This is a genomic window from Paenibacillus sp. WLX2291 (assembly GCF_046603665.1).
Classification (GTDB): Bacteria; Bacillota; Bacilli; order Paenibacillales; family Paenibacillaceae; genus Saccharibacillus.
Map to the genome: position 1 here is coordinate 5,324,945 of NZ_CP176755.1, position 22,980 is coordinate 5,347,924.

Annotated in this window: 19 protein-coding genes; 8 read left to right on the plus strand and 11 right to left on the minus strand. The window is 46.6% G+C overall.

Annotated features, from left to right (window positions below; genetic code table 11):
* Nucleotides 1–7 precede the first annotated feature (7 nt).
* Complete coding sequence (locus ACDE64_RS22760; protein WP_411348410.1) at nt 8–1,915, minus strand: site-specific DNA-methyltransferase; 1,908 nt, start codon at nt 1,913–1,915, stop codon at nt 8–10.
* A gap of 152 nt (nt 1,916–2,067) precedes the next feature.
* Here ACDE64_RS22760 and ACDE64_RS22765 point away from each other — a divergent pair, with 152 nt between their 5' ends.
* Nucleotides 2,068–2,442, plus strand: coding sequence for a helix-turn-helix domain-containing protein (locus ACDE64_RS22765; protein ID WP_411348411.1), 375 nt, complete (start codon nt 2,068–2,070; stop codon nt 2,440–2,442).
* A 232-nt stretch (nt 2,443–2,674) separates the two neighbouring features.
* On the opposite strand, the gene ACDE64_RS22770 is transcribed toward ACDE64_RS22765, so the two are convergent.
* From ACDE64_RS22770 to ACDE64_RS22785, 4 genes are all read right to left on the minus strand, one after another.
* Complete coding sequence (locus ACDE64_RS22770; RefSeq protein WP_411348412.1) at nt 2,675–3,556, minus strand: DMT family transporter; 882 nt, start codon at nt 3,554–3,556, stop codon at nt 2,675–2,677.
* Nucleotides 3,557–3,977: 421 nt separating this feature from the next.
* The gene (locus tag ACDE64_RS22775; RefSeq protein WP_411348413.1) at nt 3,978–4,919 is read right to left on the minus strand and encodes a dihydroorotate dehydrogenase; all 942 of its coding nucleotides are present in this window, start codon (nt 4,917–4,919) and stop codon (nt 3,978–3,980) included.
* A complete protein-coding gene (locus ACDE64_RS22780) occupies nt 4,900–5,631 on the minus strand; it encodes a dihydroorotate dehydrogenase electron transfer subunit (RefSeq protein ID WP_411348414.1) in 732 nt (243 codons plus the stop codon). The genes ACDE64_RS22775 and ACDE64_RS22780 overlap by 20 nt, the downstream gene beginning before the upstream one ends.
* A 159-nt stretch (nt 5,632–5,790) precedes the next feature.
* Nucleotides 5,791–6,831, minus strand: a complete 1,041-nt coding sequence (locus tag ACDE64_RS22785) for a YdcF family protein (protein ID WP_411348415.1) — start codon at nt 6,829–6,831, stop codon at nt 5,791–5,793.
* A 243-nt stretch (nt 6,832–7,074) separates the two neighbouring features.
* On the opposite strand from ACDE64_RS22785, the gene ACDE64_RS22790 reads away from it, so the two are divergent.
* The 5 genes from ACDE64_RS22790 (at nt 7,075) to ACDE64_RS22810 (ending at nt 12,195) form a co-directional block, all read left to right on the plus strand.
* Complete coding sequence (locus tag ACDE64_RS22790; RefSeq protein WP_411348416.1) at nt 7,075–7,506, plus strand: YxeA family protein; 432 nt, start codon at nt 7,075–7,077, stop codon at nt 7,504–7,506.
* Between the two features lie 210 nt (nt 7,507–7,716).
* Entirely contained in the window at nt 7,717–8,433 is a 717-nt protein-coding gene (locus ACDE64_RS22795) for a response regulator transcription factor (protein ID WP_411348417.1), read from the plus strand.
* A complete protein-coding gene (locus ACDE64_RS22800) occupies nt 8,430–9,464 on the plus strand; it encodes a sensor histidine kinase (protein WP_411348418.1) in 1,035 nt (344 codons plus the stop codon). The genes ACDE64_RS22795 and ACDE64_RS22800 overlap by 4 nt, the downstream gene beginning before the upstream one ends.
* 105 nt (nt 9,465–9,569) lie before the next feature.
* On the plus strand, nt 9,570–10,334 hold the full coding sequence (locus ACDE64_RS22805; RefSeq protein WP_411348419.1) for an ABC transporter ATP-binding protein: 765 nt from the start codon (nt 9,570–9,572) through the stop codon (nt 10,332–10,334).
* On the plus strand, nt 10,309–12,195 hold the full coding sequence (locus tag ACDE64_RS22810; protein WP_411348420.1) for an ABC transporter permease: 1,887 nt from the start codon (nt 10,309–10,311) through the stop codon (nt 12,193–12,195). Before ACDE64_RS22805 ends, ACDE64_RS22810 begins: the two co-directional genes overlap by 26 nt.
* Before the next feature lie 189 nt (nt 12,196–12,384).
* On the opposite strand, the gene ACDE64_RS22815 is transcribed toward ACDE64_RS22810, so the two are convergent.
* Nucleotides 12,385–13,548 carry a metallophosphoesterase gene (locus tag ACDE64_RS22815; RefSeq protein WP_411350379.1) on the minus strand — a complete coding sequence of 388 codons (1,164 nt, stop codon included), beginning with the start codon at nt 13,546–13,548 and terminating at the stop codon, nt 12,385–12,387.
* A 414-nt stretch (nt 13,549–13,962) separates the two neighbouring features.
* Between ACDE64_RS22815 and ACDE64_RS22820 the strand changes: the two genes are divergently transcribed.
* Nucleotides 13,963–14,841 (plus strand): Rpn family recombination-promoting nuclease/putative transposase, encoded by an 879-nt coding sequence (locus ACDE64_RS22820; protein ID WP_411348421.1) that lies wholly within the window; start codon nt 13,963–13,965, stop codon nt 14,839–14,841.
* 176 nt (nt 14,842–15,017) lie between these two features.
* Here the strand turns inward: ACDE64_RS22820 and greA are convergent, their stop codons facing one another.
* Nucleotides 15,018–15,506, minus strand: coding sequence for a transcription elongation factor GreA (gene greA, locus ACDE64_RS22825; protein ID WP_411344338.1), 489 nt, complete (start codon nt 15,504–15,506; stop codon nt 15,018–15,020).
* 469 nt (nt 15,507–15,975) lie between these two features.
* Between greA and ACDE64_RS22830 the strand changes: the two genes are divergently transcribed.
* Nucleotides 15,976–17,469 (plus strand): peptide MFS transporter, encoded by a 1,494-nt coding sequence (locus tag ACDE64_RS22830; RefSeq protein WP_411348422.1) that lies wholly within the window; start codon nt 15,976–15,978, stop codon nt 17,467–17,469.
* Between the two features lie 254 nt (nt 17,470–17,723).
* Here the strand turns inward: ACDE64_RS22830 and ACDE64_RS22835 are convergent, their stop codons facing one another.
* The 4 genes from ACDE64_RS22835 to ACDE64_RS22850 form a co-directional block, all read right to left on the minus strand.
* Nucleotides 17,724–19,019, minus strand: coding sequence for a glycosyltransferase family 2 protein (locus ACDE64_RS22835; RefSeq protein WP_411348423.1), 1,296 nt, complete (start codon nt 19,017–19,019; stop codon nt 17,724–17,726).
* 177 nt (nt 19,020–19,196) lie between these two features.
* Complete coding sequence (locus ACDE64_RS22840; protein WP_411348424.1) at nt 19,197–20,072, minus strand: diguanylate cyclase domain-containing protein; 876 nt, start codon at nt 20,070–20,072, stop codon at nt 19,197–19,199.
* A 31-nt stretch (nt 20,073–20,103) separates the two neighbouring features.
* Nucleotides 20,104–21,198: a glycosyl hydrolase gene (locus ACDE64_RS22845; protein ID WP_411348425.1), complete on the minus strand. Its 1,095-nt coding sequence runs from the start codon at nt 21,196–21,198 to the stop codon at nt 20,104–20,106.
* 284 nt (nt 21,199–21,482) lie between these two features.
* Complete coding sequence (locus tag ACDE64_RS22850) at nt 21,483–22,919, minus strand: alpha-L-fucosidase (protein ID WP_411348426.1); 1,437 nt, start codon at nt 22,917–22,919, stop codon at nt 21,483–21,485.
* Nucleotides 22,920–22,980 lie beyond the last annotated feature (61 nt).

A 22,980-nucleotide genomic window follows, 5' to 3' on the forward strand; every position in this document is an offset into this window, starting at 1 on the left:
CATCCTCCTAAAGTACCCTTACATCCGTATTCGGAGAAAGCAACTTGAAGAGTTCGTGCACATTGATTCGTGCCGAATCATCTTGAAAACTATGATCACGAAAAACGGCATATTCCGGTTTCATCGCTGCCATTTGTTTCATAATGGACTCGGAAATATTCTCTTCAAAACAAGCAGTTAGTTTATGATTGTCGACGTCATAAATGATGCATTCATCGATATGTTTGCTGCTCATAGGCAGAGATAATTCCAGCCCTAATTCCAGCATCACTTGAATGAGCAAATCCTCTGCACTACGGTCTTCTTTGATATTGGATTGAAGATCTAACAGATCCAGTTGACCAAGTTTGTCTGGAGTATAATAGATATCTTTCATATTGGAAGAAGCTACTTTATACACACGGAAACCGTAGTCGATATCGGCATTTGTGTCTTGTTTGATTTTGTTGGCTGCTCGACGGATACGTTCTTTTCCTATTTCCGTCAAACAATGTTTCTTATCAATTCCATTTAAAAACTCAATTGCATTGCTTATAGTTTCTTTATTCTTTGAGTCTGATAAAGCATAACTTTTATCTAAGTCTTCCTGTAACTGAACCATGATGTATTTTCTATTTATGTTATCCTCAGAATTTAATTTTAGTACTGCATGAGCAGTTGTAGCAGTCCCAGAGAAAAAATCCAAGACTATATCTTGATTCTCCACATTGGCTATCTGAAGCAAGCCTCTTATTAATTCAATCGGTTTAGGGTTACTAAAAATATTTTTCGAACCCATCAGCCTATATAATTCTTCATTTGCTCCTTGATTATGTCCAAACTCTTCATGCGACCACCAATTTGTTGCACATTGCCCTTCTTCTTCTCTTTCAAACAGAAAATATTTCTTACGCGGTTTACCTTCTCCATTTTTCGGAAAATATATTCTATTATCTTCTAATAATTTTTTGAAGTTATTTTCATCTCCCATCCATTCACCGTAAATTTTTTTTCCGATGGGCGAAGTTATACTGTATTTACTACCATTTTGCCCAGAAGCTACTGCCCAAGGTTTTGAAGCCCATTCTCCTCTAGAATCATTGTCAGGATTAGAAAATTCTCCTGTAAGATCCACTTTTCCTACACCGCTTCTTTTTAGAGCCTCTCGATCCTTAGAATATACGATTAAGTGTTCAGCAACTAACCCAATCATTTTATTACGATCATTGGGCTGATTGTGTCTACGTCTCCAGTGAATATGGCCTTCAAAATTTTGCTCGTTAAATATCTCATCACATATTTTTTTTATGTTATGAATTTCATTATCGTCAACACTTATTCCAATAACACCATCATCTCTCATTAAATTTTTAGCCACTTTAACTCTTGAATACATCATAGATAACCAATCGCTATGAAATCTGCCATTCTTTTCTGTATTTTTAAAAAGAAATTCCCCTTGTTCATTTACCTGACCAGAATTACTTAAATAATCATGAAGAGGTTCTTTATAATCATCTTTATAAATAAAGTTTTGTCCCGTATTATAAGGCGGATCAATATAAATACATTTCACCTTATTAAGATAAGATTCCTGAAGTAACTTCATTACATCTAAATTGTCGCCCTCAATATATAAATTCTGTGTATTTTCCCAATCTACACTATCTTCCTTTACCGGACGAAGTGTTTTATCAATTGGCGAGTTGGCATTTAAAATCGCTTCTTTCTTGCCGGGCCATGTTAGTTGATAACGTTCTTTATCGCCTTCCACTATAACTTCAGACAATTCCTGTTTTAACAATTCAAAATCAATTGCCTGCTTCAATTCTCCTTGTTCATCATGAGTTTCTGTCAAAACATTCGGAAACAACTCTCCGATTTTGGCAATATTTTGATCTGTTATGTATGGAGAACTCATTCGCATCTTTTTCATGTTTATCCCTCTTATTAGTGTACTTTCCTTAATTTTCACTATTAAGGCAGAACCATGAAATCGTACTGCTTGTAAACTTATTCCAAAAAATCCTTATTTGTGAGTATGTATATTTATTAACTATTTGTATAACCTCAAATTGAGGTGAAATTATGTCTGATTTACAAAGATTAATTGGAGAACAATTGAAATTAATTCGTAAGATGAAAAGTCTGACTCAAGAACAAGTTGCTGAAAAAACAGGTAAGGAAGGAATGAATAAGTCTAGAATCTCCGATATCGAGCGTGGTCGCATTAATATTTCTATGCGTACACTGGAAATGTTGATGAATGCACTGGATATTGCTCCAACGGAACTGTTTGATTTAAAACATTTAAGCAGAGCAGACGATATTCAGGAAAAGCACATGATTATCGATATTCATCGTTATGCTTTAATGGATCGGGAACTGGATGAAGTGAAACATGTTGTGGATTCTACAAAGAATCTGTTCAACATTATTGATTCACGTTCTGCCAAAAAATAATAACCCTATAGATTGTAATGATTCATTCAAGCATTTTGCACATTACATAGATGAAGCTCAACTTGATGATATCGGGAATATATTGGTTTTATTTTAAAAGAGATATATTCATGCTCTATCAAAACTTATATGTATCAATACAAAACGCCCGTCTGCATTTTTTTGCAGATGGGCGTTTTGATTTATTCATATCATGTTGTTGATCTACAATTCCTGATATAAGTGCGAAGTATCATTCCACAGCATGCCGTGAACGCAGCTTGATGCCAGTCACCAACCCAACCCCGAGCAGGATGATGAACAAACCGAGCAGCATGCCTAGCGACAACGGCTCGTCCAGAAACATCCAGCCCCAGACGATGCCGAATACGGGCACCAGAAAGGTCACGCTGACTGTTTTGACCGCGCCTACATTGATGATCAGGCGGAAGTAGAGCAGATAGCCAAGCGAGGTGGATAACAGTGCCAACGCCAGCACCGACCAGATTACCGATACCGATGGCAATTGGGAAGGCAGGAAAAACAATGCTACTGGCAACAGTAACAAGCCCGCCGCCAACTGTTGTCCAATTGCCAGATTGAGCGGCTGTTCTCCTTGAAAAGCGCGTGCCGAATATATGCCGCCAATTCCGTAAAAGACCGCCGCTCCCAGCGACATCACTACCGCCCAAATCGTACCTGTGCTGCCAGCATGTGCATTCCAGCTAACCAGTACAATTACGCCTGTCACACCGAGCAGCAATCCAGTGATTTTCCTTCCAGTCAGCGGTTCCTTGATCCATACATATGCGATGATCGCAGTGAATAGGGGTGTCATCGAATTCAAAATCGCTGCCAGCGATGCATTCATACTCAATTCTGCACCAGCAATCAGGCAAAAGGGAATCGCGGCATTGCAGACGCCGAGGATGAGATACTGCTTCCATTTATGTAACAATTGCGGTCGTTTACGTAACAACAGCGAGTACAGCAGCAATGCTAGTCCAGCGATCAACACACGCAGGTCGATGAGTACGAGGGGACCGAGCACGGGCACGGCAACGCGCATGAACAAGAACGATGCGCCCCACAGCGCGGCTAATAGTACGAGCATCAGGGTATCTTTTGCTTTCATAGTTGTCGCTCCTTATCCATAAATGCTAATATGTATCGTCTTGTTCCATTATATCGTGTGTACCAAAGGAGTGTCGCCGAAAATCAGGCACTGCATAACAAGCAGGCACTATATACACTAAATGAGATCAATACAAAGACAGCGAAGCGCACGGCTCCAAGCCGCATCCACTTCACTGTCAGGATGTAGAAATTATTCATCTGTTCTGTGTTTTGATCATTTTTGCAGTTAAAAACGTTCATTTCAAGCTATGTTGCCACACAATCTGCACGTATTGTGCTCATCTGTTCTGTGTAAGCGTATGATATGCAGGTGAGTATTTCGTTTAACGATCTAATCTGGCGAATCCTCACTGCCATCTATTTTATCCTACTTCTATTACACATGATTTTTAATAATAAGCATATTGATCTCTATATCACTACACACAGGATACAATTCCCCGAATCTCCTCCAACGAATCTATTCCTTGTTTCTGTAGCCATTGTTCTAGCCCTTGTACCAATACTTCACCCGCCCGCAAATGCGTAAAGTTATGTGTGCCAATCTGCACCGCCTGTGCACCTGCCATAATAAATTCAATGATATCCTCTACCGATGTAATCCCGCCCATGCCGATCACTGGAATATGTACTGCCTGTGCCACCTGATGCACCATACGCAGCGCAATCGGCTTAATAGCTGGACCGGATAGCCCTGCATACAGATTGTCAAAGGCACTGCGGCGGCGATGAATATCGATCTTCATCGCGGAAATGGTATTGATCAGCGATACAGCATCCGCACCCTCCTGCTCACACATCTGCGCCATACGCACGATATCCTGTGCATTCGGAGACAGCTTGACCATGAGCGGCAAATGGGTAACGTCCCGCACTGCACGCACAATGGGACGTGCCATCTCCGTATCGACGCCGAACTGCATACCGCCCTCTTTGACATTGGGACAGGAAATATTCAGCTCGATCATCTCTACGCTACGTTTGCCTGTCAGGGTACGCCCCTTGCTATCTTCGCTAATTAGTCTTGCGCCCTCCACATATTCTTCGCAGTTTGCGCCGCCCAGATTGGCGATCACGCAAGGTCCGAGCGCTGCCATCTGTTCCAATTCATGATGCAAAAAATGGGATATGCCCGGATTTTCCAAGCCTACACTGTTCAGCATACCAGCAGCGGTCTCCTGCAATCGACAACCGCTGTTGCCTGATCGCGGATGCAGCGTCAACCCTTTCCCGGCAATGCCGCCAAGCACACTGACATCGTACAGCCGCGCATATTCTTGACCAAAGCCAAATGTACCGGATGCCATGATGACCGGATTGTTGAGCAATACCGATCCTATTTTACAATGAAGCAAGCTCATGCCATAGCACCTCCTCTACCGGGAAAACTGGTCCTTCCTGGCAAGCACGACGATTGCCAGCCATAGTACGAACCGTGCAGCCGAGACAGGCGCCGATGCCACAAGCCATCCGCTTTTCGATAGAGATATACAATTGCTGGTCGGTACACATATCTGCCAGTGCCTTCAGCATGCCGACCGGTCCGCATGCCATGATGGTATCGTAGCGATCCGGCTGAATCTGCTCCAATATGCTGCGCGCCGTATAACTCAGCACCTGTACTTGCTGCGCAGTTGCCGCCGCTTGACAATAATAGTCCACGGCAAAGGGCTCGCCAGTATACCCAAGAAACACATCTGCATCTCGATAGTTCCGTAATACCGGCAGCAATGGTGCGACGCCCATGCCGCCTCCAACAAGTGCGATCCGTCCGGGCTGTTCCAATGATGGAAATCCATTACCAAACGGACCTTCTAATAATACTCGCTGTCCTGCATCCAGCTCCGCCAATAACGCTGTCCCTCGTCCATGCACCCGATACAAAAAAATAATCTCCCGTTCATTCCGATCATGAATGCTAATCGGTCGCGACAATAACGGATAACGATCTCCCCGGTAGCCGTCGTCACAACGCAGCATGTAGAATTGCCCCATCTGTCCGGCATACGTTCCAGCAACAGTCATACGATATATGTCATGACTTAGTCGTTCATTGCTCACAATTTGTCCCATATTCATCCGCCCCCTTTGACCGCCATCTATCATAACAGCCAAGGTGCATCGAGGTTGTAATTCTTCTCACAACAGAAGCGGAAAATGCAATAAGATTCACTATTTTTCTAACAAGTATGCCGTTGTCTAGCTTCACTTGCTTGTTATATGTGTACCGAATTACCGAACCAACCAATGTACAAAGGCGGGCATAACGACATACATACCCAGTACTCCAAGTGCGATCAGCAGCATGATCGTCAAATGAATCCGGCGATGCATAACGAGCACAGCGATATATTCGCGAATAAACGCACCCGGCAAATAATACGGAGCCGTATGCGTACCAATTCCATCGCCATTGATTCCTGCTACACGCGCATAGATACCGGCACGGAATACGTGAAAATTATTAGTCACAAACACGCAGCTATACGAGCGACCTTGCATGATTTCTTCGATCAGCATGCGCGAATAGCGCATATTTTGCAACGTATTCGTGGAGCGATCTTCGACAATAATATGGTTGTCAGGAATGTCGTATTCTAGCAAATACAGCCGCATCGCTGCCGCTTCAGATATCAGTTCGTCCGCTCCCTGTCCGCCAGATACGACAATCATCGGTGCTTTGCCCAATTGTTGCTGCTGACGATACAGCTCAATACCGCCATCGAGTCGGCTGGCAAGCAAAGGCGGCACTCGATCTTTGATCAGCCCGCTACCAAGCACGATCACATAATCGGTCAGATAGCCCGGACGGTGAATATTGTACAGCAGCGATGATACGAGATAGCAGATAACTAGAAAGCCAAAATAAATCATATACAGCTCCAACATCACGACCGGCAATTGCAACCAGCGTACTGGCGGTACGATCAATGTGAGAACTGGCACGACAATAATCCCGATTCCAACTACCGCTGGCAGCAGATTACGCAGCTTCCAGCCTTCTTTGCCCAGCAAAATCCGCCCGTTGTATACTAGTCCGACAGCAACGCCAAGGAGCAGCAATGGTGACATGAGCAGCACGATCAGCAATAGAAAGATACTGGCATATTGCCAGAATCCTTGCAGATTGCTGACGAGGTATAATGCTATACCAAACAGCAATGCTAGCAGCCCGCTCGTCAGATACACCCCATTTTGCAGGCGTCTGCGGTCTACTGCATAGCTGATGCCGAATAGCACCAACAGGATGACAGCCAATCCCAGTATATACATTTCCGTTTCTCCCCTATCCCGTATAATCCACCATGATCTCTGTATTGTATCTATGCGGCATCATTGCCGGTGCCGGTTGTTACGTGTCTCTCTTATTAAAATGTTCTGCTTTTATACTACCACGTCTATCGCACATATAACCTTACAACAATGTAAGCCACACGTAAGCCAAATCGATCCCGTCTAATCTGCGTTCACGATATGATGAACTCATCTCAAAAACGCGAAAGGATGTGGATGAAATTGAAAAAATGGATCCTTGCATTATCGTTAGTTGCTGTAGCAGGTGTCGCTGCTTTGAGCGTTGGAATGTATCACCTGTTGTCGGATCAAGATCGTGCCAAATTGAACCCGTTTGTAAAGGAACAATATTCGTATGTGAAGATAGATAATTCCGCCGTACCCGCCAATACCAAGGACGACGATATGGTCGAATACACATTACCCGCATGGAGCGAAAACGGAACCGTACAGAACACCACATTTAACGGAATGAAGAAATTGCGTGAAGGCGCCTATATCCAGCTGATAGCCAAAGGCGGCTACATTAACTCCTACAAGGAAGTCACCGCTGACCAGCTACCTGAAACGATACGCTCCCATTTCACCGAAGATTCTGGCAAAGGTACAGCTACAAGTACGAGCAATGATACCAACGCTGCTACTCAACAATAGAATGTCAGGTTACACTTGTGTGGCTTATTCATTGCATGTTATCCCATCTGGAGCTGACTCCGGGTGGGTTTTCTGTGTAATAATAACTGGGATGGTACTAGAAGTATACTGGTACGTGATTGCGTTTCGCTTGCCAATGGAGTAGACCTTTATTTCTAATGAGTTACCCTTTATTTCTAAATCGATACTATCCAACAGGAGACGAGAACTATGCAGAAAATCATGATCGTAGAGGATGACCGCAAAATCGCTGGTCTGCTGCAAACTCATATAGAACGTTATGGCTTCGAGGTGATTGTGACGGAGCAGTTTGACCGTGTACTGGAGCAATTTCAACAGATCAAGCCGGATCTGGTTCTGCTGGATGTGAATCTGCCGAGCTATGACGGGTATTACTGGTGCCGTCAGATTCGCAGCCACTCCATCTGCCCGGTGCTGTTCATCTCGGCACGCGCCGGGGAAATGGATCAGATTATGGCACTGGAAAATGGTGCGGACGACTATATTACCAAGCCGTTCGATTACGGCATTGTGATGGCGAAGATTCGTAGTCAGCTACGCCGCGCCTATGGTGAGTACGCTACCCGTCAAGAAGAACGACTTGTACAAAAGCTCGGCTTGACGCTGTATCCCGAACGACTGGAATTAATATATGCTGACCACACTGTTCCGCTGACCAAAAAAGAAGCAGATATTATCGAGAGTCTACTAGAGCGTTATCCACGTGTTGCCAGTCGGGAGGCACTACTGGAAAAGCTATGGGATGACCAGAACTTTGTCGACGAGAATACGCTCAACGTCAACATCACTCGGGTACGCAAAAAATTGCAGGAGCTGGGGCTAGAGCAAGCGGTGGAAACGGTACGCGGAATCGGCTACCGATTGCAGATGGATCATAAACGTGAAACGGGGCGTGACCCGGTATGAGGCTATTTTTCCGCGAACATCGGTTACTGCTGCTCATGCAGGGTGTGGTGCTGTTTGGCGCGTTAGGCATTTACTGGCTGGATGGGTATCACCATGTACTGCCAGCGCTATATTCAGTCTTTCTCGGGCTGTTTCTGACGGCATTGTATTTGGCATACCAGTATGTCAGTCGGCGGCAATATTATCGTGTACTCAGTCAGCCGTTATCTTCACCAGAGGATATATTGCAGCGTACCGACCAGACTCCGATTGGCGAAGCACTGCAAACGCTGCTGCGGCATCAGTATCGATATTATCATGAGCAGCTAGACAGCAATCGGCGTGAGCAGCAGGAGCATCTGACTTTTATGGATCAGTGGGTACATCAGATGAAGACACCGCTGGCAGTAATTGAATTAACGGTACAGCAGGTGGACGAACCGGAGTTTGCCAGCATTCGCGAGGAATTGGAGCAGATGCGTGCCAACCTGAATATGGTGCTGTATATGGCGCGGCTGCGTAATTTTCAGCAGGATTTTCATATCAAAACGCTATCGCTATCCCGCCTTATTAGCGAAGTGGTACATGATCACAAGCGCTCCTTTATCCGTAACGGGGTATATCCAGAGGTGAAGGAACCAGACGGCGAGCTGGTTGTGGAATCGGATGAGAAATGGCTCTTTTTCATGCTATCGCAGATTGTGCTGAATGCGGTCAAATATTCATCCGGTAGCGGGCAAAAGGTACATATCACTTCCTTCGTCCGTGCCGGGCATGCCGTCGTACAGATTCGCGATCATGGCGTCGGCATTCCGTTGGCAGATCGAACGCGGGTATTTGATGCTTTTTTCACCGGAGAAAATGGACGGCATTTCCGTGAATCGACCGGAATGGGGCTGTATTTGACACAGGAAGCAGCGAAGCGGCTAGATCATCAGCTAGAGCTGGAATCGACACCGGGGGAAGGCACTACGTTGCGTATCGTCTTCCCTTCGTATCAACGGCGTGCAGCTACGAATCTGCAAGAGCCAGACAACCTTACAACAGTGTAAGGTACATGAAAGGCAATTCGATAGTTGTCTGGCTCCCCTCTCTCCTATACTGAGATTATAACGTTCCACGCATTCGGAACACGTACATTAAGGGAGGATTCACTTATGCTGCAAGTAAACCGGGTCAGTAAAGTATATGAAGGCAAAGTGTCATACAAAGCACTCACCGATATTCAATTTACGATTCAAGATGGTGAGTTCGTCGGGATTATGGGACCATCCGGCAGTGGCAAAACGACACTGCTCAATATGATCGCTACGATTGATCAGCCGACAACTGGCGATATTCTAATCGGCGGACGCAATATTAATAACATGCGCAAAAATGAACTGGCGCAATTTCGCCGCCGTGAGCTAGGATTCGTCTTTCAGGACTTTAACCTACTGCACACGTTGACCGTGGAGGAGAATATCGTGCTACCACTCACATTGGACGGACGTCCAGTGCGCGAAATGAAGGAAAAAGCAGCTGTGATTGCCGAGCGACTGGGCATCAGCGGCATCATGAACAAACGTACCTTCGAAATCTCTGGCGGTCAGGCGCAGCGGACAGCGATTGCTCGCTCTATGATTCATGCACCGCAATTACTGCTGGCAGATGAGCCGACTGGTAATCTCGACTCCAAAGCGGCGCGTGATGTGATGGAGATGCTAGAGCAGATCAACCGCGAAGAGCAGAAAACGATGATGCTGGTTACGCATGACGCGGTAGCTGCCAGTTATTGCAGTCGGGTGATCTTCATCCGTGACGGTCATCTGTACAGCGAGATTCATCGCGGCGACAATCGGCAGGCATTTTTCCAGAAAATCATTGATACACTGTCGTTGTTAGGGGGGCATTCCAGTGACATTTCGTCAATTCGCGTGTAATAACGTCCTTCGTAACAAACGTCTGTATGCTGCCTATTTTCTGAGCAGCATGTTCACGGTGATGATCTTCTTCACATTTGCCATTTTCGCCTACCATCCGGCGATGAGCGGCAGCGATGTGAATCAAAATGCACAAGCGGCATTATCGACGTCCAAATGGCTAATCTACGCCTTCTCGTTCTTTTTCGTACTGTATTCGATGGGCTCCTTCCTGAAGACACGCAAGCGAGAATTCGGTCTGCTCATGTTGCAGGGCATGTCGCCCGGTCAACTGCGCCGCATGGTGTTCATGGAAAATATGCTGATCGGCTTCGGCGCTACGATTGGCGGAATTGCACTTGGTCTTATATTTGCCAAAGCGATTCTGCTAATCGGGGAAAATGTGTTAGTACTGAGCCAAAAGCTTAGCTTCTACGTGCCGATGCAAGCGATTGGACTGACAGTGTTGTCCTTCATGCTACTATTCATGCTCATCTCGCTATTTATCTCGACGGTGCTGCGTAGCGGTACGCTCATCCAGCTCATTCGTAGCAATCATGCAGGCAAAAGCGAACCACGCGCATCGATGGTGCTGTCGCTGCTGGTCATTATTTTGCTCGCCATCGGCTACGGTCTGGCGCTCGTCATTAAGGATACGATGGTCATCCAACTGTTACTGCCCATCATCGTCATGGTCAGCATCGCTACGTATCTGCTATTTACACAGCTCAGCGTCTATATCATTCGCGCAATGAAGCAGCGGAAACATCTATTCTGGCGCAAAACGAATATGCTGCTGTTCTCCGATCTGTCGTATCGAATGAAGGACAATGCACGTACGTTCTTCCTTGTCGCTATGGTATCGACCGTGGCGTTCTGTGCCATTGGCACGTTGTATGGACTACAATCCGTATTTGATAAAAGAATTATGTACACGAATGACTACGATATTACGTATTACGCCCCCACAGAAGATCAACAAAGCACTAGCCGTGCGCAAATGATCTCACAGCAATTACAAGCGAACGGTATTACTGCTAAAGCATTAGACGCTACGCTGAACCGATACGCATTCACAGACGGACACGGCAATGTGACCGTACTGGGCGTCAATGAATTCAACCGCTTGTTGCAAACGCTTGGACAGGAACCGATTCAAGTCACTGGCAATGACGCCGCCCTGATCACTTCAGACGCTGAAAATGCAAAGACTATCGAACTGAGCAACCGCGTATTGGAAACGAATAGCGGCATCGCTGTCCAGAGTACACGCCCCATCGTCTCGCAAGTTGTACCCGGAACGACTGTAGCACTGGTCATTCCAGACAAGCTGTATGCGCAGATAGGCAAGCCGCAATCTAGTGAACATGTATATGTATGGCAAACGGATGCCAGTAAAGATCAGCTGCTACAAGCAGCCAAATCGATCATGACCCTGATCCCGCAATCAGATGCGGATACTTACGTAAATATCCCTACCGTTACGCTGTATCAACTGCAAAGCCTGTACGGTATCGCGCTGTTTATCGGTTTATTTATCGGGATTGTGTTCTTCGTATCGGCGGGCAGCTTTCTGTATTTCCGGTTGTACAGCGATCTGGATGAAGACAAAGAGAAATTCCGCGCCATCGCCAAGCTTGGTCTGACCGACCGCGAGTTGAATAGGGTGTTAACGCGTCAGATTGTACTGTTGTTCTTCGCTCCCATCGTCGTTGCCATTGTTCATGGTGCGGTGGCGCTGACTACATTGTCGCATATTTTACAACGATCACTTGTACAGGAATCAGCGATGGTACTCGGTATATTTTTCCTGATTCAGCTGATGTACTTCTTCATCGTACGCTTCTTCTATATTAAGCAGATACGTTCGGCACTGCGTTAAATTACTGTATGTTCCAGAATATACGGCTTGTACCAATAAGCTGAAATTATAACGGTTGTCGCCGATCGCTATGTCATGATTACGATGAATGGAACTGTATATGCAAAGCAAAAAGCCTTCTCCTGTCATGTAGCGGAGAAGGCTTTTTGCAATGAATACAATGCACTACTACATTACGTAGCAATGACGTTATGATGTGGACGCAGCAGCATCTGCTTCATTATCAGTATTGCCTGCTGCTCCGCTATCTCGGAATTTCACATGAATCTGTACAATTTCCGAGCGAGTTCCGGTACGGATCGGTGTGCCCCAGAAGCCGAAGCCGGATGATACGATGGAGTGCAACTGTCCCTTTTGCAGATGACCCCAATCATTCTCAAAAATACGATTTGTGATCAATGAGAACGGCGCCATCTGTCCACGATGTGTGTGCCCGGATACAACCAGATCGGTGCCCAGCTTCTGCTCGGCATCCAGCTCATACGGCTGGTGATCCAGCTCATACGGCTGGTGATCCAGCACGATCACCGGATGTGTATGATCGACTTCATCCAGTAGCTTGCCGAGTTCTGTACGCGGACGGTCGCTATAATCGCGGCGACCAACGAGAGTGATTCCATTGTCCAGCACGACCGATTCGTCGTACAGCACATGCAGATTACTTTTGTTCAATACATCGACCAGATCCACGCCTTGTTCAAAACGGTCATGATTGCCAAGCGAAGAATATACGGGTGCTTGGAAGCCTTTTAAAATCTCTGGAATATCCGTCTTACTGTAATACAGCAAATTGTCGTCGATAATGTCACCGGGCAGCAAAATGAGATCGGGATTCAGCGCATTCACCCGTTCCACCAGTCTCCTCGCGTGACTTTCATTGGACAATGCCCCAAAGTGCATATCGGATGCCATCACAATATTCATCTCGGACGGACCGTTTACAGGCTTATCAATCGTGATGGAATAATTCCGTACAACTGGACTATACGCATTGTACATGCCGATGCTGAGTGTGATCACGAAGCCTGCCAGCGATACCCAGCCCGCCCATACGACCATTGTCGACATCGACCATGGGGTCAATCGCAGCACCAACAGGATCAGATTCAGAATCGGCAACCATAAGATGGAGAAATACAATATCGCGATCCAAACTGCACCAATCCATTTAAATGCAACGATCTCCCGTTGCCAGAAGCCGAGAAACATCGAATACGCCAAAATAACGAGTACAATGACCCAGATATAACGCGGCAGCATATGCTGTGGAAATAGCGTCGCCAACCATACCCAGCCATTCCACCCGATGTATAGCAAAATCAGATGATATACAACAAGAATAACAATTCCCATCCACAAAATCGGTATCCCCTATCCGAGCGTTTCATTGAATGCTATCGTATCAAGAGTCTTTTTAGATTTGGAAGCATTGACGGCTCATACAGATAGTATATAACGTTGGCAGGCAATGTACAAAACGTAACGGGGATCAAGAAAGTAAGCGGGTAACGGCTGAATAGGCGGATGATGGTTGTAGGTGGTGTCAGTGGATCGGATAAACGTCTCTCTAATAACACTTTTATAAGTTATATTTGTATATATAAGTGTACAGATGTGCAGTTATATGTACTTATGTAGTGAAAATATATTCTTAAAAACGTGTTTTATCTCTTTTATTATCGACTTATATACGATAAAATACACGTAAATACATATCAATCATCTCACTAGACATCTACTCATTTGATCCCAACCGGAGGCGTACTTATGAACGAACTACTTGATCCTAAAAACGATTTTCTTTTCAAACGTATCTTTGGCAGTGAAGAAAATAAAGATGTGCTACTGGCATTTTTGAACCGCACCTTTGATCATGCTGGAAAACCGCCACTACGAGAAATTATTTTGCTCAACTCGTATACGGACAAAGATTCGCCGCTCGACAAGCAGTCTATTTTTGATATTCATGCTCGTACGGATGATGGGCAGTTAATCAACATCGAGATGCAGCTATTTAACAACTACGATATGGAGAAGCGCACGCTTTATTATTGGAGCAAGCTATATTCCAGTCAGCTGTTTGAAGGTAATGCGTACAAACAATTACGCAAATGTGTTACCATCAATGTACTAGACTATGCATTTTTGCCAAGTGAGCAATATCATAATGTGTTTCGATTGAGTGAGGATACAAGCGGGATCCATTTGACCGACGATATGGAGCTTCATTTTCTGGAGTTACCTAAGCTAGACAGCAGTACCTTGTCTGCGCAAGATGGCGGATTGATCAACTGGTTGCTTTTTCTGAAATATACGGATTCCGTAAACTGGGAGGAATTAGCGATGAATGAGCCACAATTGAAAAAAGCGATGAATACGTTAGAATTTCTAAGTCAGGATGAACAGGCACGCATGGAATATGAATCCCGTCAAAAAGCATTGCGAGACGAGATTTCTCGGCAGGAATATGCACGGGATCGTGGACTGGAAGAGGGACGTCAGGAAGGAATTCGACAGGGAATCGAACAAGCAAAGCTAGAATCGGCTCACAAAATGCTGAAAATGGGGCTGGAAATCGCGATGATTGCTGAAGCCACTGGATTGTCTCAGCAGCAGATTGAAGCTTTGCGTGCTGTAGAGGAATAATTGGCTTTCAACTGCCCGTCTGTTATCTCTCCAGCGTATCCTAAATAATAAAGGACGACTCTATCATTAGAGTCGTCCTTTTGCTTGTGCAAAGTATCTGGTCTGTTAGATAGCGAGTCTTCATTCTGAGTCATTCCCCAAAACGCTAAACCGATATCGTATAACAGCAAGTAGCATTAACCGCCGACTTTGATCTCCAGCAGCTCGTAATGGAATGTACCCATCGGCGCTTCAAATGTAATCTTGTCGCCTGCCTGATGTCCCATCAGTGCTTTACCGAGTGGACTTTCGTAGGACAATTTGTTGTTGGACAGATCGGCTTCCGCCGGACCTACCAGCTGGTATTCCAATACTTCATCAAATTCAATATCTTTTAATACGGCAACCGAGCCGAGCACGACACGGGAAGTATCGATATTGGTCGCACTAATCACACGCGAGTTGCGCAACATGCGCTCCAGTGTCAAAATGCGAGTTTCCATAAACGCCTGATCTTCCTTGGCGGAATGATATTCGCTATTTTCCTTCAGATCACCATAACTGATTGCAGTTTTCAGGCGGGCAGCCAATTCCTGACGGCGTGGGCCTTTCAACTCTTTTAATTCATCTTCCAGTTTGGCGAGACCTTCGGGGGTCAAAATTACTTCTTCATTTTCGTTTGCCATCTACTCTCAACTCCTTATGCTCCATTATACCTTAACCTAGCCTCTTTTCTCCTCTTTCCGTCAAAATTAAATATGGGAGCGCCTTCTTTTCCGGCGCTAAGGGCATATCTCGCCCGTTGAATACCGATCTAGCGCCAAAAAACAGCGGAAAACAGACGATTTTGCGCATGTACACAGGATTTTCACCGGATATGGCGCAAATGCCACTTTTTGCCCTTGCCCATATGGCATTTATATTATATTCTTTTGGTTCGTCCGTTTGCAGGAGGTGTAAGTACATTCAAAACGTAACATAGTCATCCTCTGGAAGCAGATAGCTCAGACGTTTGTCATTTGCAAACGCAAGGTGCGATGAAATGGAATTTTGCGCAAGCAAATCATTTTACCGCTCCGATCTAAAGCTATCGTGCGGCCTTTTGCTGTCTCTTCCAGAACAACTCCAGCTACAACGATATCAAGGAGGTTTAACGTGTCCAATATAACCAAGCAAGAAATTGTGGACAGCGTCCCGCAGCGCGGCTTTTTCGGTCACCCACGCGGACTGTTCACCCTGTTTTTCACAGAATTTTGGGAGCGCTTTTCTTATTACGGAATGAGAGCGATCCTGCTTTATTACATGTATTATTCGATCAGCCAAGGCGGTCTTGGCATTGATGAGACGACCGCTACGGCGATTATGTCCATTTACGGATCACTGGTGTATATGTCCGGTATTATTGGTGGCTGGTTAGCCGACCGTGTATTCGGTACATCCAGAGCGGTCTTTTTCGGTGGTGTGCTAATCATGCTCGGGCATATCGTGCTTGCCATACCAGGCGGTGCGAGTCTGCTATTCACATCCATGGCGCTGATCGTACTCGGAACCGGCTTGCTGAAGCCGAACGTCTCCACGATTGTAGGCGAAATGTACAGCGAACAGGATAATCGCCGGGATGCTGGATTCAGCATCTTCTATATGGGGATCAACCTGGGCGGCTTCCTCGCTCCGCTAATTGTCGGTACCATCGGGATGAACATCAATTTCCACTTCGGCTTCGGTCTGGCGGCAATCGGGATGTTTATCGGTCTGCTCGTCTTTATTTTCACCCGGAAAGGCAGTCTTGGTCTTGCTGGTACAGTGGTTCCGAATCCGATGAATCCGCAGGAACGGAAAAAGGTGGTCACTACTCTCGTCATCGGTGCAATCGTCATTGCAATCATTGCGGCGCTGGCGATCTCGATGGGCTGGCTGACGCTGGAATCGTTCGTGCTCGTCGTTGCCGTGCTCGGGGTATTGATTCCGATTTGCTATTTTGTCGTGATGTATCGCAGTCCGAAAACGACGGATGTGGAGCGTTCGCGTCTGACTGCATATATCCCGCTGTTTATCGCTTCGGTAATGTTCTGGTCGATTCAGGAGCAAGGATCGACGATTCTGGCTCGTTTTGCCGATAAGCGTACCCAGCTTGATTTTATGGGTATTCATATTTCGCCAGCGTGGTTCCAATCGCTGAATCCACTGTTTATTATCGTGCTGGCTCCGGTATTCGCTTGGCTCTGGCTGAAGCTGGGAGATCGTCAGCCATCAATTCCGCGTAAATTCGCGTTTGGTATTTTGTTCGCGGGTCTGTCGTTCCTTGTGATTCTGCTTCCCGCTTACTTTGGCGGTGAGAATTCACTCGTTAGCCCGATCTGGCTCGTACTGAGTTACTTTATCGTTGTGCTTGGTGAGCTGTGCTTGTCACCAGTTGGTCTGTCCGCGACGACCAAGCTGGCTCCGGCAGCATTCTCTGCTCAGACGATGAGCCTCTGGTTCCTGTCCAATGCGGCAGCGCAAGCGGTCAACGCTGTACTCGCCAATTTCTATCATGAAGAGACCGAGATGATCTACTTTGGCGTCATCGGCGGTCTGGCAATTCTGCTTGGTATCGTACTGTTCGCCCTTTCACCGAAGATTCAAGGGTATATGAAAGGCGTGAAATAACACGTTGATCGATCATTAACAGATATTTAGATGTCTGCACTCTGAACTCAACACTCAACACTCAACAAATGTACAACAAAAAGGATGGATCAGCGCATCATAATGCGCCTGATCCATCCTTTTTTATTATCATTTTGCAAAATACATCACAGTTTGTTCCATGGAACATTCGCCCATAATAAGCTTATTTCCATTTATTCCTCTTGAAATTATCCAGCCAGCTTCTCATTTCAATCCTTCAACATTTCAACAACTTAGCCGAAGCGCTTCGTTTTATACCAGCTTGTTTTGCGACCAGTGAAAATATCCACTAGCAATGAGTAGAACGCTTTGATCGAGATAATCAGGAACAGCTGCGCATACGTAAAGTACGAAATGCATGACAGCACGAAGTTCTGCGTATTGCTCTGCCCGATATCCGATGCCAGTGCCAGATTGATCTGCAATACATAAATGTAATACATCAGCGCCCACGAAATGACGAGATAAATATACACATCCCCGACAAACTGGAACGGTGATACAACACCCGGATGGAACAGCGCAATCACCTGATACACAATGTTCGCAATAAAGATAATGTCCGATACGATAATGGCGATCATAAACCAGAAATAACTTGCCGCATAATACAGCACTTGAATTTTGATCCGCCAGCTAGAGCCGTTGAACAGATGGTGAATATTGTCCAGAATGACGCGGTAATTGCCCTTCGACCAGCGCTGCCGCTGACTCATATACACACTGAGCTGCTCCGGCTCCTGCTGGTACGCTTCCGCCTGCGGTGCCAGCGCAATCAACTTGCCACGGGTCAAAATATCAAACGTAATCGCTGTATCCTCGGTAATCGCATCCGGGTCCCAGCCGCCGATATCCTGAATCAATGCTGTTTTGACAATAAAATTCGTACCGGGAATCGTACCCACCTTGAACAGCTCCCACAGCCCAGTGTGATGCACACGCTGAATCGTCACCAGCTCCAGATTGATACAACGCGACAGAAAGTTTTGCCCACGGTTGCGCGCTTTGTTGCGTCCGAATACCGCGCCGTACCGTCTTGGCTTTTCCAATGCTTTTTGCATCAGGAACATGAGCGCATTTTGCTCCGGAGCGGCGTCAGCGTCATATACACAGATCCAATCGCCCTTGGTATGCTTGAGCGCTTCGTTCAAGGCACCGGATTTGCCGCCTGTACCTTTACGGTCGATGATCATAAAATCACGATGGGCATATTCCGGGCGTTCTTTAAGTCGAGTGAGCGATTCCACCGTGCCGTCAGAGCAATTGTCGGCGATGACGATGACCTGCACTTTGTAATGAGGATAATTCATATTGAGAATATGCTCAGTCGTAATGCCGACTACGATCTCCTCATTGTGTGCTGGCACCATCACGGTGACGGTCGGATAGTGCTCCATCGTTTCTGGGATCACGATGCCCATTTTATTTTGCCGATTCATAAAACGGATTGCGCCTGCCATGATGACGATCGCTTCCAGCACTGCAATCCAGATGCTGATGATCGAGAATATCAGTATGCCATCTGCCATTGGCTCATCCCCGCCCCCGTTTATATTTGCGATTCACATGGCTGCGAAACCGCAGCGTCGCTATCGTCAATATCAAGATCGCTACACCGAACATCGAACTTACCACAATACATAAAGGTATAAACCAGCTGGTATACGCCATATTGCATCTTCTCCCAATCTTCATTTTGAACCGGATCAGATGTATTCACCAATCAGGTCCGTTTCCGTATTGCGTTCCAGTGCGGCGATCACACCGTCCAGACTTTCATATTTCTCAAATTGTTCCGCGTGAAACACCAGCGCACCCGAGCGAACGACAAGCTGTAATTCCTGTGCTGACAAATCTGGAAAATAGACATCCATCATCGCATCGCGAATCCGGCGCGTCAGCGGTTGCAAGTAATCCTTATTCGTCATCGGGCAAATGATAATAAACCTTCCGTTATCGATAGCGAACTTGTAATCCTCAAACCGGATCTGCTTCTGAATCGTGTCCGACAGCAGCAATAACAGTCGCGCATACCCCGCCGAACCGACCGATTCGCGTACCAACGGCAGAAATTCAATCTTGAACATAGCGATGCAGAAGTTATACCGATCCGCATACCGCCGTGCCAGATTGGAATGCTTGATCAACGCTTCATTCAGTGCCGTCTTGTTACCAAGCGTTGTATCAATATCCAGCTGCGGCGTTACATCCTGCAATTGTTCCAAGCGTTCCGCCAGCCGTCGGTCACCAATCAGACTAAGCTTAATGAGCGAGCCGACCAGCACATTCGCCGGAATGAGAAATAAATGAAAAAAGACGATCGGATTCAGCGGCGCATACGTCACCATCCATACAAAATAACTGACCATAAAGATAAAAATAAATACGACGGAAATACCTCTTGGCAACCATAAGCCTGCTGCCAAGCCAACCAGCGAGCCGATAGCGATACTTAACTCAAGCACGCCAAATTGCTGGTTCAAATACACATTCCACAAAACAACCAGCTGCTGGATCACCGCAATGGCAATCAACAGCGAATAGCCAATCATCGTGCGGCGTAACGGGATACGATTCTTCATCCGTTCTCTTCCTTTTCTCCATGTTTTAACATCAATGCTGCAATGACGTTTCAGCTAGCAATGCTTGCAGATCGTCAAACGCATGCGTATTGCCATCCGATACATACCCGCCTGCATACGGACCGTCTGCTGTACGGAAAGCCGTCATACGTGTATACAGCTGATCCGCCCACTCCCGGTCATTCATTTGTAGTGCCAGCAAGATCGCAAGCCCATACACCGCAGGCGATTCATAATCTACCGCCCGCGTATGGTCAGCCGCATGATAACGCCCGTACAGCTTGCCGTCCTGCTGAAACTGCTGCTTCATAAAGTCCACCAGCTTCTGTGGTGGCTGCTTCAGCTCTGTCAGATGTAGCCCAATGATCAGCTGGTCGATCAAATTGACTTCTTTGTCATACATATATGTGCCGTCGCTCACCTGATACAACCGCGGATAAAATAATCCATCATTCGGAATCTGGCGCAGCAATTGAAGATGCTTATCCACCTGCGCCGCGTCAGCCAGCCCCACCTTCTGCATCTGCTCCAAGACAGCCGTATCGATATACGTCAAACTTAACTGATCCGCAGAGGTACGATGTTGAAAATCATAATAGTCTACCAGATATCCGTTATTCAGCCCGTGCTGCCAGAGCGTATCGGTAATCTGTTTGGCGGTATTCAGGTATTCTGGCTGCTGCCAGCGATCATACGCATCCAGCAGGGCACCGACAATCCGCAGATCGTCGCCCAATGCGTATGTACTCACCCGCGATGTACCATCTTCCTCAAGCTTCCAACGAATATAGTGCTGCGGCGAAAGGAAATACGTCGTCAGCAGCTCATATGTCTCGTGAAAAGAAGTCGAGTCGTCCTGCAACAAATTGTACTGCATCCATATTCCGACGGACTCGGACAGTGCCTCCCGCCCGGCAACGATATTCGGATCAGTAGACGGTTCTGCTTGTAAATACGATGCGATTGTGCCGTTGGCATTGCGCATGTAGTTGTCCATGAATTGTGCAGTGGAAGGGATCGCTGGTCTCATCATATAACGCGCGGTAAAGAATATCGCAACTCCCAGCACCGCAATGATCAATATACTTATCATCACCCGTGCGCGACGGGACGATAAAGTGCGCATAAGCGCCTCCTTTGCTTGTATTTGTTCCAACATTTACATGTTCCATCCGAACTTGTCTTTTCTATATATTCGATTTATTTTGACATATTCCAGACGGTACGCCTAGTAGGATTACAGTTTTGTCACTAACTGAATAGCTGTATGACAGCTTAGCTTATTGCTCAGCATTGACGCGGGTTTGACCAACATACATACGTACAAATAACTCTATGAAATCCGAAAAAGACACCCTTTTTATTGCAAAAGGGTGCCGATCTCTGTTTGTTCATTTTTATACGCGGCTGTTATACCTGCGACTTCGCATCATATACGCTCACCGATTGCAGTGTCGGACACCAGCGCGAACCCGTAATCGTGATACGCAATCGGCGACAATGTTGCGGAGAAAAGCGGCAAATACATTTGTAGCCTACCACCGTACCGGTATGAATCTGCTGCCAGCCGTCTTCTTCCGAGAACACGTCCACTGTAAACTGCTCAATCCGTTGCCCGGATACGATATGCTCCATCAATACGATCCGGTCAAATGTAAATGCATCTCCCAGATCCAGCTCAATCGTTGCCTGCTCGGTTCCCTCTGCTGCTTGCCACCACGTATCGCCCCGCCCATCGGTTATGCAGCTACCTTCATGCTGGGAGTCGTCAAAGGTGGATGCCTGTACATGCGCATGAAGCGCCAGATCGTGCTCATAATAACGCGAGATGCGCTCTCCCAATCCCCGCAGCGCCTGCACATCATGTTCATGAATCAGACCACGACGATCCGGCGGCAAATTAAGCAGGAAACAGGAATTACCGCCCACGGTGCGCTCGTACAGTTCCATCAGCGTATCCGCATCCTTGACCTGTCCATCCTCTGTTGCATGGTAAAACCAGCCTGGACGAATCGATGTATTCACCTCTGCTGGATACCAGATCAGCTCCTCTGCTTCGGCAATGACCTGCCGACTGCCGAGATCGTCCTCATCCGAATTGATACGACTGGCAAAAGCGGCATCGTCTTCTGTTTGCGACTTCTCCTGAATCTTCTCATTGTCCCGCATCGAAGCAGGCACAACGCTCCATTCAGATGTGCGCGTATGCCCAGCTTCATTGCCACACCAGCGCACATCCGGTCCGCACACCGAGATCACTGCCTGTGGCTGGTGGCGGCGGATGACATCGTAATATCGATCCCAGTCATATACCTGCCGTTTCCCATTGAGCCCTTCCCCACATGCACCGTCAAACCAGACGCTAAAAATATCCCCATACCCAGTCAACAATTCTTCCAGCTGATGTACAAAATAGTCATTATACGCTTCGGAGTCGCCGTAGCTGCGTTCATGTCGATCCCATGGTGATAGGTATACGCCAAATTGTAAGCCATATTCACGGCACGCTTCTGATACCTCACGCACTAGATCACCCTGTCCTTGTTGCCACGGACTCTTGCGAACCGAATGATCCGTATACTGACTTGGCCACAGGCAAAAGCCGTCATGATGCTTGCACGTCAGAATCAGCCCTTTCATTCCAGCAGCATGACACGCTTGCACCCACTGGGACGCATCCAGCTGAGTCGGATGGAAGATCTCCGGCAATTCCGTACCGTCTCCCCATTCCCGATCTGTAAACGTATTGACTGTAAAATGAATAAATCCGTAAAACTCCAGCTGCTGCCATGCCAATTGCCTTGCCGAAGGAGCAACAACAGCCGCTTCCTTGATGGATATGCTCATTTTATCCTTCCTTTCGTGACTACAATTCGCTGCTATTTACCGAAGTAAGCACCGGGAGCAT

Coding starts and splice junctions, on each gene's coding strand:
- ACDE64_RS22805 (WP_411348419.1), top strand. CDS start 9,570: ATGCTGCAAGTAAACCGGGTCAGTAAAGTATATGAAGGCAAAGTGTCA.
- ACDE64_RS22765 (WP_411348411.1), top strand. CDS start 2,068: ATGTCTGATTTACAAAGATTAATTGGAGAACAATTGAAATTAATTCGT.
- ACDE64_RS22780 (WP_411348414.1), bottom strand. CDS start 5,631: ATGGGACAAATTGTGAGCAATGAACGACTAAGTCATGACATATATCGT.
- ACDE64_RS22800 (WP_411348418.1), top strand. CDS start 8,430: ATGAGGCTATTTTTCCGCGAACATCGGTTACTGCTGCTCATGCAGGGT.
- ACDE64_RS22820 (WP_411348421.1), top strand. CDS start 13,963: ATGAACGAACTACTTGATCCTAAAAACGATTTTCTTTTCAAACGTATC.
- ACDE64_RS22840 (WP_411348424.1), bottom strand. CDS start 20,072: ATGAAGAATCGTATCCCGTTACGCCGCACGATGATTGGCTATTCGCTG.
- ACDE64_RS22775 (WP_411348413.1), bottom strand. CDS start 4,919: ATGAGCTTGCTTCATTGTAAAATAGGATCGGTATTGCTCAACAATCCG.
- ACDE64_RS22770 (WP_411348412.1), bottom strand. CDS start 3,556: ATGAAAGCAAAAGATACCCTGATGCTCGTACTATTAGCCGCGCTGTGG.
- ACDE64_RS22815 (WP_411350379.1), bottom strand. CDS start 13,548: ATGGGAATTGTTATTCTTGTTGTATATCATCTGATTTTGCTATACATC.
- ACDE64_RS22795 (WP_411348417.1), top strand. CDS start 7,717: ATGCAGAAAATCATGATCGTAGAGGATGACCGCAAAATCGCTGGTCTG.
- ACDE64_RS22835 (WP_411348423.1), bottom strand. CDS start 19,019: ATGGCAGATGGCATACTGATATTCTCGATCATCAGCATCTGGATTGCA.
- ACDE64_RS22760 (WP_411348410.1), bottom strand. CDS start 1,915: ATGAAAAAGATGCGAATGAGTTCTCCATACATAACAGATCAAAATATT.
- ACDE64_RS22850 (WP_411348426.1), bottom strand. CDS start 22,919: ATGAGCATATCCATCAAGGAAGCGGCTGTTGTTGCTCCTTCGGCAAGG.
- ACDE64_RS22845 (WP_411348425.1), bottom strand. CDS start 21,198: ATGCGCACTTTATCGTCCCGTCGCGCACGGGTGATGATAAGTATATTG.
- ACDE64_RS22785 (WP_411348415.1), bottom strand. CDS start 6,831: ATGTATATACTGGGATTGGCTGTCATCCTGTTGGTGCTATTCGGCATC.
- greA (WP_411344338.1), bottom strand. CDS start 15,506: ATGGCAAACGAAAATGAAGAAGTAATTTTGACCCCCGAAGGTCTCGCC.